The following is a 12,620-nucleotide window of genomic DNA, read 5'->3' as shown; positions in this document are numbered from 1 at the left end:
CGATGATCCAAGTCCAAGAAAATGATTTTGATATTGCAGAGATTCATCAGCAATTACGCCAACAACATCCAGGAAAAACTGGTGCAATCTGTACTTTTACAGGTTTAGTGCGAGAGTTTGGAGATCAATCTGGCGTAGAAAGCATCGTGCTTGAACACTATCCAGGCATGACTGAAAAGCAATTAGCGAAAATCGTTGATCAGGCGAAACGACGTTGGCCTATCCTAGGGACATGCATTATTCATCGTGTCGGAGAACTTGAACTAGATGATCAAATCGTTGTTGTGGCCGTCAGCTCTTCTCATCGCGATGCATCCTTCGCTGCCTGCAGTTTTATCATGGATTATTTAAAACGAGATGCGACAATCTGGAAAAAAGAAGTCGGCGAAAAAACAGTCTGGGTTGAAGCAAAAGACAGTGATTTAGAACAGGCTAAACAATGGGAATCCTAATCCTTTAGCTTAGGATTCCTAAAAACTTACGCCACGTCCTCTTTCTTTTGCACCAAACTTACTACCGCCCAACCGCTCTGCGGCTCAACACTTTCTTTACCGCCGATAGGATAAACGCAGCCATCGCTCGAAATGCCAAATAACAATGTCGCTCTCGAATCATTCTCGCGTTTGTAATCCTCAAAAGAAAACTCATCACTCAGTTGTGTGAGTTTCACTGTCGCACCTTTCGCATACAAACTTGCCAACTTGGCGTAACTCAAGCCATCTTGAAACAAACTATTGGTTTGCATGAACGTCTCTGATACTTGATGGCTGGCTCGTTGCTCTTGCTCCGCCTCGTTAAAAGCAAACACATGCTTTGCACCAAAGTGATCAAGGTAATGATACACCACGTGAGCGTTCAGTTGTTTGTAAGGTGAAATCGCTAAGAATTGCCCTATTCCGGTCAAATCAAGATTATTCTCAGCATGTTCTGACGCGGCATTCCCGTAGTACACCGGTAAACTTGCCATTCTAGCGGCACGAACATTTTCCCAGCTGGTATCAGATAAAATAACTTTCACACCACGCTCTGAGAATGCTTTGGCAATATCACGAGCGAGTGGATTTGCCCCCAAGAACAAAAAGCCATGATCATCGGCTTCTTGCACGCCTAAGGCTTTCGCTAATGGTCGTGCGGTCACACTCTGCAAAGCCACAGTCACGACAATCACAAGAAATACTAAAGGCACCAGCACTCCAGCCTCGACCATTCCCTGCTCTTCTAACTTAAACGCAAATAACGAAGATACCGCAGCCGCGACGATACCCCTTGGCGCAATCCAAGATAAGAAAGATTTTTCTTGCCAACTTAAGTCAGTGCCAATCGCTGCGACAAACACTGAGATCGGGCGAGCTAAAAATATGAGCGCGAGCATAATCCATACTGCCGCAATGCCTAAGTCATACAGAGCGACCAATTCCATTCTGGCGGCAAGTAAAATGAACAGTGCAGAGATCAGCAATACAGAAAGAGATTCTTTAAATTCTAAAATCTCATCGATCGGCACGCCTCTCATGTTGGCTAACCAAATTCCCATGACGGTCACCGTAAGCAAACCCGACTCATGTACCAAAAAATTAGAGAGCGCGTATACGCCGAGCATAAAAGTCAGCGTGCCCGTATTTAATAAAAACTGCGGCAGCCAGTGACTGCGCAAGGCTTCGCCCAATATATACCCAGAGGCGCCGCCTAAGGTTAAACCTAAAACTAATGTGGCTCCGAATGTGCCGAGTGTTTGTAAAAACGCACTGCCGCCATCACCACTTGCGATAATGAATTCAAATACCAATACGGCGAGTAAGGCACCAATTGGGTCAATGACTATACCTTCCCATTTTAAGATATTAGTAATTCGTCCGGAGGGTCTGACAGAGCGAAGTAAGGGCATGATCACCGTGGGTCCGCTGACCACGACAATCGAACCAAACAACATCGCGAGAGATAAAGGGATATCGAGCGCTAGATACGCGGCAAAAGTTGCGATAAAACAAGTAACAACGGTGCCCGAGGCTAGTAGGTTACGCACCATTTTGCCGTGACCACCGAGCTCAGAAAACTTAAGGGTTAAACTTCCCTCAAATAAGATAACCGCTACGGCTAGAGAGATAATCGGAAAAAGCATGTCTCCGAGAAGGCCGTCTGGGTTCAACCATCCCAGCCACGGGCCAAGGATGATTCCCGCAACAAGCAAGAACAAAATAGCCGGTTGGCGTAAACGCCATGCGACCCACTGACAAATTAATGAGACGACGCCGATTGAAGCGAGAGTAATAACGCTGTGTTCAAGCATCGAGGCTTTCCTTGGGGATCAACACATCTCCATGGCCCGCTCAACGCAGGCAAACTGGCTAAAATAAAACTTATCTAGCCAGTTTAGCAAGGATTCTCGATACGCCCACCATTGCGAACACAGATGTGACGGATGTGACTGCACCAAAGCCTGAAGCGCAATCCAACTTAACAGGTCCGGCTCCATCAGGTTTCGAAGCGCACACACTGCCATCGAGTTGGGCATACTTTAATTGTTCGGTTGAGTAGACACACTCAACGCCAAACTTACGTTTTGGATTGCGGGAATAGTTATGTAAGCGACGCAAGTTGTTTCGAATCTTCGCCAACAATGGGTCTTGCGTGGTGCGCGCCAAATCTTCAATCTGGATTTGTGTCGGGTCTAATTGTCCGCCAGCGCCGCCGCAAACCATCAATGGAATTTTGTTTCGACGGCAATGCACAACAATAGAAGTTTTTGCCTTCACGCTGTCCGTGGCGTCAAACACATAACTAAATTCTGTAGTGAGTAAGTCACCGACATTTTTAGGCGTTAGAAATGTGTGCTTCACATGGACTTGAATATCAGGGTTGATCTCTTTAAGACGCTCAGCCATTACCTCAGTCTTCATATGGCCAACCGTATTCTGCAAGGCATGGACTTGTCGATTGATATTCGAAACACACACATCATCCAAATCAATCAAGGTGATTTCACCAATACCTGAACGCGCTAACGCTTCAGCTACCCATGACCCAACACCACCAATACCCACTACAGCTATATGGCTATTTAAAAACACCTGCAAGGCGTTCATGCCATAGAGTCGGGCAATCCCTCCAAAACGAAAGGCGTAGTCTTCTGTAATTGACTTTAGGTTCACAGACTCTTGATCAGACATCGACTGCACCCTCTAATTCAAACGCTAAAAAGTCGTGATCAACTAACTCATAACGCTTGCGCTTAAGCGGTTTCAATTTACTCAAATCCACTACCACCAAACCGTCAATACAGTCTTGAAAATCAGGGTCAATATTAAAGCCGTGGAATCGGGTTCCACCGTCATCACATAACTCTGAGTATTGCTTGTAGAGCGTAGGAACAGAGTGACCAATCAAACCCAGCTGCTCACGCAACACAACAAAGGCATCTCTTGAATCTAAACCATCGAACAGGTGCTGATTGTGGACCTTGGCTTGATAGCCCATCATGTAAGGTCGTTTACATTCGATAATCGGTGTATGTGAAAAATAGTACTTACCGTAATAACCAAGCAAGAGGTCCTTACCTTTTTGGCTAAAGGCATTTGAAATACTCACTGCACCGAGCAAGTAGCGAACTTGAGAGTTTTGTCGAATATACGCGGCGATCCCCGTCCACAAGTAATCAAGACTGCGAGAGCCCCAATACTTTGGTTGAACAAAGCTTCTGCCCAGTTCGACACCGCGTGCCAAGGTTGGCTCAGCATTAGGCAAATAATGCATTAGTGTCGATGTATATAACTGATCAATCGCAATATCATGCGTTGACCGTAAACGATATGCACCAACGACTTCTTGGTCCGACTCGTCCCATAGAACAATATGCTGATAGTAAAGATCAAAGGCATCAACATCGCAGGCTTTGCCACTGCCCTCTCCGACTAAACGAAAGGCCTGTTCTCGTAGCCGACCGATCTCTTTCAATAAAGAAGAGCCCTCATCTACTGAACACAAGTAAATCAACTTTCCGTCTTTTGTTTTACCAAGCAAACTAGCGTGCTGAAGCTCGTCCAATAATGAGGACCTTGGCTCGGCCGTTGCAATCGCTGGCAAGGTCTTGAAATAAGAACTCTTCCCTTTTACCGCACGATATAACTGTTTTCTTAATAGCTTCGCTTTGTACTTATCTTGCAGGGGTAGATCTTTGTAATCCGTGGAATCGATTATCTCGCCAACAAGCAAACGTTGGTCGTAAACGTTCGGTAGAAACTTCTTCGCGAGTGTTTGAGCGAAATCTTGAACAAGGCCATGCCCACGATAAAAAAGACGTGCTTGTTGTAAATAAGGCTGCTCGGAACTCGAGACATGAATATGCAATAAGGGGCTTTGTGAATGCTCTGCAATGGCAAGAAAGTCTGTCGGCCAGCGCTCCTGCGTGATTTTAGGAACACCTTCGGAACGTCCCAAATGAACAGGCTGAATAATGAGCACACCCTCATTCGCAAGATGCTCTAATGCCTTGTGCTTTGTTTGTTCTGACGACTGTTGGGCTGCATTTAATTGTGTGCCATCAGGCAAGTCCGTCAGCCATCGATTGCCTGTCTCTGCAATACAGGCAACATCTGATCTTACCTGCGAGACTAGGTGCAATAACGCTAAGCTCGAAACGCCCGGTAAAGGATCATTTGCTAGGATGATTAAACGACCAAGTTGTGGGATACGATCAAGGCTTGCCTGATCATATTCAAGACCGACTCCCGCTTGCTTCACGAGCTCGGAAACCGAGGTATGAAATGAACCCGCAGACGTTTGCGGCGGGACTATTTCACGACTTCCTGCTTGCCGCGCAATGAATGGCAGTTTCAGCATCAAACAAATCTCTAAACAGATTTACGGTAAAGCAAATCCCACACACCGTGCCCTAAACGCTCTCCACGTTTTTCAAACTTAGTAGTAGGTCGGTAGTCAGGCTTGGGAGAATACGAGCCGGTCTCTGCACAATTACTGTAATCAGGTGCTGCATCCATAACCTCAGCCATATGTTCTGCATAAGGCTCCCAGTCTGTTGCCATATGAAACACTCCACCCTCGGAAAGCTTAGTGGCAACCAAAGCAGCAAATTCTGGCTGAACAATACGACGTTTGTGGTGACGTTTTTTATGCCAAGGGTCTGGGAAATATAACTGTAAACGCACCAAGCTGTTGTTAGGCACTTTGTTCTTAAGCAACTCAACCGCATCGCAACACAACAGACGTAAGTTTGTGAGCCCTTCGTCTCCCGCCTGAGCGAGTAAGGCACCAACTCCGGGTCGATGGACTTCAACGCCGACGAAATTCGTATTTGGGTCAGCTTTCGCCATTTCAAATAATGAACTGCCCATACCGAAACCAATCTCGAACACAACCGGGTTTGTATTGCCAAATATCTCTTCGAAATTTAGTTCTTGTTCAGGATCTAGGCCAAAGGCTTCCCAATATGAATCCCACCCTCGGGTCTGCCCAGCGGTCATTCTCCCGCTTCGCACTACGAAACTGCGTATAACTCGCTGCATTGGGTTGTCTTGATCTGTCACTGAAAGTCCTTAATTTTGAATCTATTACACGGGGGAGGATTTTAGATTTAGCGTGATTTCTTAGCAAGTTAGTCACGGATTCTTATAAAAGACCCACTTCGTGCACATTTAAAGCGTGATCGAGAACACAAGGCCATAACGATTTAACGATCTGTTACATATTTGGTGATGTTTTGCACGGATAGGTTAAAAATTGATCGTATACTTAGCAGCACAGATTCACGAAGAAGCGATCGTGGTTCTGTCTTCCTTGAAGAAACCCCTATTAAGGAGTCACAATGTGACTCCTCTTTTTTTGCCTTTTAAAAAGTATCAAACCTTGGATAGCACAGATCTGAACCGCAAGGCTTGAGACAAATGCCCCTGACTAATCACCGCCTGCCCAGAACAATCCGCCAAGGTTCTCGCGAGACGCATCATTCTATGCGCGGCTCTGTTCGACAAAGCCAATTTATCAATTGTTACGATTAACCAATCTTGTTGGACTTCACTTAAGGCACATATTCGCGATAAGTCTTCACCATGTAACTCGCTATTCAAACATCCTTGGCGGCGCATTTGTATCTCACGTGCCTGCTCAACACGTGCTCGCACCTGTGCACTCGATTCAGCTTTTTCCTTAGCGCCAAGAGAAACCCGTGCCGACTGAAAAGGCACCTCAACATACATATCAATTCGATCTAATAAAGGGCCCGATAATTTTCGGCGATACTGTTCGATTTGTTGCGGCGTATCAGTACAAGCAATCGTTGGATGCCCTAAATAGCCACACGGGCATGGATTCATGGCAGCAATAAATTGAAAATTCGCAGGTAAGGTAATTTGATGCTGTGCGCGCGCGATCGAAATCGCATTCGACTCTAAAGGCTCTCGTAGCATCTCAAGACTATGCCTCGAGAACTCTGGCAGCTCATCCAAAAATAAAACACCCTGATGCGCTAAAGACACTTCACCGGGTTTAGGTTTAGCGCCACCTCCTACAAGAGAAACTGCCGAACACGAATGATGAGGTGAACGAAATGGTGGTGTAAACCAATCCCCCTCATCTCTCGGAGTATTGGTTAAGCTATATAAAGCGGCTACGTCGCGTGCTTGTTTGATATTAAGTTGAGGCAATATGCCGCTGATACGCGAAGCAAGCATACTTTTGCCTGTTCCTGGCGGACCAAATAACAATAAGTTATGCCCTCCCGCTGCAGCTATCTCTAGCGCTTTACGCGCAGAATACTGACCAAGAACATCCGACAGATCATCTATTTGAGCATCTAGGTCTTGATCAGAAGTTTCTGCAGTATATCGGCATGTCGTTGCACGCTCAGGATCGCGAAGATATTCCACCAACTGCCGAAGGTCTTCTATGCCATAGATCGATTTTGCACCTAATAAGTGAGCATAACGGAGATCATCCTTCGCAACAAACACACGGTGGCTAGACTCGAGGCTTTCAATCAAAGAAGGTAAGACACCCGTGACGGGACTGCACTCTCCAGTTAATGCTAACTCGGCAATAAACTCGCAAGCGCTAATATCAACTCCATTCAATTGCCCACTTGCCGCCAAGATCCCAACAGCAATAGCTAAATCGAAACGGCCGCCCTCTTTCGGTATGTCTGCAGGCGCTAAATTAACGGTCACGCGGCGCATCGGGAACTCAAAACCACTATTTATAAGTGCGCAGCGCACACGTTCACGGCTTTCTTTTACGGCCGCCTCGGGTAAACCAACAACGGTAAATGAAGGCAGACCATTGGATAGATGCGTTTCAACACGCACGGAAGGGGATTCAACGCCGAACAATGCCCGCGTTTTCACAATAGACAAACTCATTACGCATCCTTGCTCAAATATTGCACAACCATGGTGCAAGTTTCACTTTGCCATCCTTAGCAAAGCTTTTTGACCAAACGAGTGTTACTCGTCGATTTTACTTTGTAAGTCCTGTACAGACTTTTCTAACTGTTCAAGCATTTCTCTCGTGCGCTCTAGCACTGCTTGTTGTGCATCGAACTCTTCACGAGATACTAGATCCAACTTATTGATAACACTAGAAATAACAATCTTCAGATTGTTTGAAATCTCGTCCTGTGCAGCTTTACCAAATTCAGGAAAAACTTGATTAACCTGATCTTGAATCACTCCGAATAATTGCTGAGGGTTCAACATAGTCTCTTACCAACTGTCTAAAACTGGCGCCAAGTCTACCATTGCCCTCCATCGAATCACAGTTGAAGAATACGCACCAAAATAAAGCACCAAAACAGTGCGTAGCACACATACTCGCCCTTCTTAAGCGCACTTTTCAAAAACAAAACATCAAAAAATATTCATAAGCGACTGATTATTATGAACTTTTAATCATTGGCACACAGACTGCTTTATCAGTTCACTACGATGCAGCAGAAGACTCGCTGCCCAGTCGAGACAGAAATAATAATGAAATAGGCGGCATAATAAGGAGACATATATGAAACTCGTAACTGCCATTATCAAGCCTTTCAAGCTGGACGATGTGCGAGAAGCATTATCTGAAATTGGCGTGCAAGGTATTACGGTAACTGAAGTAAAAGGCTTCGGTCGTCAGAAAGGTCACACAGAACTATACCGCGGTGCGGAATACGTTGTGGACTTCCTTCCAAAAGTAAAAATCGAAGTAGCTATTGGCTCTGATTTACTTGATCAAGTAATCGAAGCAATCTCTAAAGCTGCAAACACAGGAAAAATCGGTGACGGTAAGATCTTCGTTTCTGCTCTTGAGCAAGCGATTCGTATCCGTACCGGCGAAACCGGCACTGACGCTGTATAACCATTTTATAAATCATAAGAGCCTAGGTACGGAGGGCTATCATGGAACAGTTATCCAATAACATATTTGAACTTCAATATGCGATGGACACCTTTTATTTCTTGGTGTGCGGCGCATTAGTAATGTGGATGGCGGCAGGTTTCGCCATGCTTGAAGCAGGTCTTGTTCGCGCTAAGAACACGACTGAAATTTTGACTAAAAACGTCGCGTTGTTCGCGATCGCTTGTACTATGTACTTAGTATGCGGTTACGAAATCATGTACGGCGGCGGCTACTTCTTAAGTGCTACTGACAGCGTTGCTTCTATGGACGAAGCTGCAATCGCTGGCGTACTTGCTTCTGCAACTGAAGCTGGTTTCGGCGACATGGGTGAGTACTCAGGCGCGTCTGACTTCTTCTTCCAGGTAGTATTCGTTGCAACTGCAATGTCTATCGTATCTGGTGCGGTTGCAGAGCGTATGAAGCTTTGGGCTTTCCTAGTTTTTGCGGTAATCATGACTGGTTTCATCTATCCAATGGAAGGTTCTTGGACTTGGAACGGCGACGCAGTATTCGGCTTGTATGAGCTTAGCTACAGCGACTACGCAGGTTCTGGTATCGTTCACATGGCTGGTGCAGCAGCTGCACTTGCTGGTGTTATCCTTCTTGGTGCTCGTAAAGGTAAGTACGGTCCTAACGGTGAAGTTAACGCTATCCCAGGCGCTAACCTTCCACTAGCGACTCTTGGTACTTTCATCCTTTGGATGGGCTGGTTCGGTTTCAACGGTGGTTCTACTTTGAAGCTTGGCGGTATCGCTGTAGCAAACGAAGTTGCTAGCGTATTCTTGAACACAAACGCTGCTGCAGCGGGTGGTTTGATTGCTGCTCTTATCGTTGCACGCATCTTGTTCGGTAAGGCAGACCTTACAATGGCATTGAACGGCGCACTAGCTGGTCTTGTTGCTATCACTGCTGAGCCTGCAGATCCATCTCCACTACTTGCTACTGTAATCGGTGCAATCGGTGGTGTGATCGTCGTATTCTCAATCGTTACTCTTGATAAGCTTAAGCTTGACGATCCAGTCGGCGCGATCTCTGTACACGGTGTTGTTGGTCTTTGGGGTATCTTCGCGGTTCTACTTTCAGACGCAGACGCTACGTTCATGGGTCAGCTAGTAGGTGCGGTAACAATCTTTGCATGGGTATTCGTAACAAGCTTGATCGCTTGGGGCGTAATCAAAGCGGTTATCGGTCTACGAGTTTCTGAAGAAGAAGAGTACGAAGGTGTGGATCTTTCAGAATGTGGTATGGAAGCATACCCAGAGTTCACTAAAGACTAATCAACTAGTCCTTAGTAAGATCTAAGAAGAAGGGCGCTCATTGAGCGCCCTTTTTTGTTGTCTATCGAATTGTTTGTTTAACCCTACGCATAAAAAGTTATTGTTTAGCATTCTATGTTTAGGAATAGACAGAAGCGATCATCCTCCCGTTCGTCATTCCGGACAGCGAAGCGTGACAAGGTGAATTGCGCAACGCGCAAGAGAGGGTGCCCTGGGGTATCCGGAATCTGGTTTGTGAATGCACAGAAATAGACATTAGCGGATGTTGAACTGCTGATGTCCGGTCGATCCTTGATGCGTACTTCTACAAAGAAGCGGACATTTCGCGGCGCGAAAACTTTTCGATTTATATACAGAAGCGGACGTCAGACAGGCAAGTTTTTAACTGGGATTTATTTCGAGTTTATATAGTAAGCAGACATGAACGCCTACAATAACGGGCCGCAGTGTAGGCGCGAAGCACCGAAACGTAGGTCCGAGCTAGCTTGCTGGCGGGCGTCGATTGTATTGTTAAATGCCGTAGTCACGTTCCACCTTCGATATACGAGTTTTGAACGATGCATACCATTTCTCATGACCAAGCCGTTGGGCTTCTTGGTGCCCTGCATTTTTCTTCCACCGCTTAATGGATTCAAGATCAGACCAATAAGATACGGTAATTCCAACATCCTCTCGCGCTGACTCTACACCTAAAAAGCCTGGTTGCTTTGACGCAAGCTCAACCATTCGATCTGCCATTTGGCCATAACCGTTATCACCTTCTGTACGGTGAGAAGTGAAAATTACTGCGTAGTAAGGTGGTGCCGGTGTATTGGCAATGAGAGACATCTAAACTCCTTTGAGCATTTAACGCCGCTATAAAGGGCAGGCAATGCGCAGCATTGACTGTCCAGCCCAACTTGTTGGGCGATCTTTGATAGCCTGGTTATGTGTGATGTTGCTGTTAATCATAAAACGCCAACCATGCTAACGTAATTAATGGGATTAATAGGGGAACCAAGCCGTACATTACAAAATCAGAATATGCCCTGGAGCTGAGATACTGAAACCCTTTTTGTATTGAGCGAACTGTAAAAATGGTTAAGCCTATAAATCGATATCGATGCCATTGCTTTCATTATCTCTTTTGTTTTTTAGTGCTCTGGCTGTCTCACCTAAAACATCGAATCCGTTTGGGTCACTACCTTTATACCCCTGACTTTTTCGTTTCCTGCTTTCATCATTTGGTAAAGGCCACATAAATACCGTTATAGAAAAACCGATGAAGGGGATCAAAATAAATGGGAAGTAAATTTCCTCAACTGCGAAGTACATTAGCAGCCCAAAACTTAATAAAGACAATGCGATAAGCTTCGCTTTCATATCAGCACCTTAGTGAACATAGCCGTGGAATCTTAGTTTCGAGGCCTGTTGGTTTGCAAAGTATGCAACCTCAAATCATCGCGCCTTGCTTGGTAGGCAAGGCCATCCTTAAGTTTTCTATCCTAAGATGAAACGACCTCGTTTTGAAAGTCTGTCTTGCGACGCACTGATTTTTTTGACGTTCAGGACAGGTCAGCTATCCGCAAGAAGGTAACGTTTTAGTTATTGCTCCATTAACGACTCCTAATGTCTACTTGCGAATGAAAAACAAATGTCCGCTTTTCATTCTTAGTACGTACTAACGCCGCCATATGGGGCATTGCTTATGGAGTGGAGCTTTGGGGTAAAGTGGCGCAGCCACCCCAAAGCGCAGCGGAGTAAACAATGCCCCTATGATGGCCTTGTTAGAATATTAATTGCAGAGTAATGACTCTATATCACTGATTAGCAAGCTAGATTGAAGATTACCATCACCACCCACTTTAATATTCATATTTGCAGCTGAAATATTTAACCCTGTCGTAGAACTAATGACAGAATCAAGAAGGAAGTTTTCCATGCCGTCTGTAGTATCGTAAGTAAACTCTAGAGTATTGGAGTCGCTGGTTAAGGTGTATTTACCACTAGTGGAAGAATACGTTACAGTGCCCTCGTGAAGACTAGAGTTTATTTGGCCGGATGCCGTAGATAAAGAATAGCAATTTTCGCCTGTGCCACTTGCTTCACCTTGATAGTCATAAGCAGTTACAGCGCCTGATTCAGCAATATACAAGTAAGCTTCATCGCCTGTTCGAGAGGTATCATAGACCCCAGAAACAGCAACTATGTTTTCATCTGGTGTACCTGAAGAAGTTAAGGGATCTGAAGAATCAGATGACCCTGAGCTCCCACAACCAGAGATAAAACCCACTACAACTAACGATAAAGTTACTTTTTTCATATTCACAAATACTCCTTTAGTTTGATTGTGATTTTCCTAAAATTCTAACGCCCCGCTAAACGGCGAACGAAACGCAGTGTAGTGAGTCCAGTGGAGGTCGCGCTTTTTGCGGCCGGAACGTGTTTGAGCGGCTTGTTATGAGTTTTATGTGGCACATACTACAACCCCAACCCCTCTTTTACTTCAAAGATTATTTTGGCGATATTCATATCATGCTCAGGCGCTGCAGATAACCCCATATTTTCAGTTGAAGTCACTCCAAGGTACTTTGCTATTGGCTCTGGAGAATCGCTCTCCATTGCGTAAGCAAAAACTCTTGGCAAGTAAGATTGATATTCATCTCTTGCCCAGTCGCTATCGGAAACGCCAATTGGGTCCCATTTATAAAAGAGGATCTCATCGATTCTTTTATAAAGTTCTAGCTGATCTGGTGGTAGCTTCTTTCCCATTACTTACTCATAACAGTTAATTCTACGTACCCGATACGGGTATCACTTTTCAATTAGGTTAACACCTTCGGAACGATCAATTCATTAATAATCATAGACTTATGAGACTTCCGTTTTTTCAAATTGCGCACACTCTTTAGCAAATGCGTATTGAATACGCATTTGCTAATTCATTACCCCTTTAAAATCAGAGCTTTATAAGAATAA

At 45.2% G+C, this 12,620-nt stretch carries 13 protein-coding genes; 3 read left to right on the top strand and 10 right to left on the bottom strand.

The genetic code is table 11. From position 1 onward, the window contains the following. Nucleotides 1-2: 2 nt before the first annotated feature. Entirely contained in the window at nt 3-452 is a 450-nt protein-coding gene (locus A3738_RS21385; RefSeq protein WP_068473178.1) for a molybdenum cofactor biosynthesis protein MoaE, read from the top strand. Nucleotides 453-478: 26 nt separating this feature from the next. Here A3738_RS21385 and A3738_RS21380 read toward each other — a convergent pair whose 3' ends face one another. From A3738_RS21380 to A3738_RS21355, 6 genes are all read right to left on the bottom strand, one after another. Then, a complete protein-coding gene (locus tag A3738_RS21380; protein WP_068502147.1) occupies nt 479-2,287 on the bottom strand; it encodes a sodium:proton antiporter in 1,809 nt (602 codons plus the stop codon). Between the two features lie 70 nt (nt 2,288-2,357). Next, nucleotides 2,358-3,167 carry a tRNA cyclic N6-threonylcarbamoyladenosine(37) synthase TcdA gene (tcdA, locus tag A3738_RS21375; RefSeq protein WP_068474099.1) on the bottom strand — a complete coding sequence of 270 codons (810 nt, stop codon included), beginning with the start codon at nt 3,165-3,167 and terminating at the stop codon, nt 2,358-2,360. Continuing rightward, nucleotides 3,160-4,836, bottom strand: a complete 1,677-nt coding sequence (locus A3738_RS21370) for a lysophospholipid acyltransferase family protein (protein ID WP_068474097.1) — start codon at nt 4,834-4,836, stop codon at nt 3,160-3,162. Before A3738_RS21370 ends, tcdA begins: the two co-directional genes overlap by 8 nt. A gap of 11 nt (nt 4,837-4,847) precedes the next feature. Next, on the bottom strand, nt 4,848-5,540 hold the full coding sequence (gene trmB / locus A3738_RS21365; protein ID WP_231876726.1) for a tRNA (guanosine(46)-N7)-methyltransferase TrmB: 693 nt from the start codon (nt 5,538-5,540) through the stop codon (nt 4,848-4,850). A gap of 312 nt (nt 5,541-5,852) precedes the next feature. Beyond that, nucleotides 5,853-7,367 (bottom strand): YifB family Mg chelatase-like AAA ATPase, encoded by a 1,515-nt coding sequence (locus A3738_RS21360; RefSeq protein ID WP_068474095.1) that lies wholly within the window; start codon nt 7,365-7,367, stop codon nt 5,853-5,855. An 84-nt stretch (nt 7,368-7,451) separates the two neighbouring features. Continuing rightward, entirely contained in the window at nt 7,452-7,703 is a 252-nt protein-coding gene (locus A3738_RS21355; RefSeq protein WP_068473212.1) for an accessory factor UbiK family protein, read from the bottom strand. A gap of 301 nt (nt 7,704-8,004) precedes the next feature. On the opposite strand from A3738_RS21355, the gene glnK reads away from it, so the two are divergent. Both glnK and A3738_RS21345 read left to right on the top strand, forming a co-directional pair. After that, nucleotides 8,005-8,343, top strand: coding sequence for a P-II family nitrogen regulator (gene glnK, locus A3738_RS21350; RefSeq protein WP_068474092.1), 339 nt, complete (start codon nt 8,005-8,007; stop codon nt 8,341-8,343). 41 nt (nt 8,344-8,384) lie between these two features. Next, nucleotides 8,385-9,662, top strand: a complete 1,278-nt coding sequence (locus A3738_RS21345) for an ammonium transporter (RefSeq protein WP_068474090.1) — start codon at nt 8,385-8,387, stop codon at nt 9,660-9,662. A 510-nt stretch (nt 9,663-10,172) separates the two neighbouring features. Here A3738_RS21345 and A3738_RS21340 read toward each other — a convergent pair. The 4 genes from A3738_RS21340 to A3738_RS21325 form a co-directional block, all read right to left on the bottom strand. After that, nucleotides 10,173-10,490: an antibiotic biosynthesis monooxygenase gene (locus A3738_RS21340; protein ID WP_068502149.1), complete on the bottom strand. Its 318-nt coding sequence runs from the start codon at nt 10,488-10,490 to the stop codon at nt 10,173-10,175. 258 nt (nt 10,491-10,748) lie between these two features. Beyond that, the gene (locus A3738_RS21335) at nt 10,749-11,024 is read right to left on the bottom strand and encodes a hypothetical protein (RefSeq protein WP_068502153.1); all 276 of its coding nucleotides are present in this window, start codon (nt 11,022-11,024) and stop codon (nt 10,749-10,751) included. Between the two features lie 412 nt (nt 11,025-11,436). Then, a complete protein-coding gene (locus A3738_RS21330) occupies nt 11,437-11,964 on the bottom strand; it encodes a hypothetical protein (protein ID WP_068502156.1) in 528 nt (175 codons plus the stop codon). 158 nt (nt 11,965-12,122) lie between these two features. Beyond that, nucleotides 12,123-12,413, bottom strand: a complete 291-nt coding sequence (locus A3738_RS21325) for a hypothetical protein (protein WP_068473097.1) — start codon at nt 12,411-12,413, stop codon at nt 12,123-12,125. Nucleotides 12,414-12,620: the final 207 nt, after the last annotated feature.

Source organism: Oleiphilus sp. HI0066 (assembly GCF_001635725.1).
The sequence above is the reverse complement of the archived record's forward strand: the minus strand, read 5'-3'. Positions and strand labels throughout refer to the sequence as shown.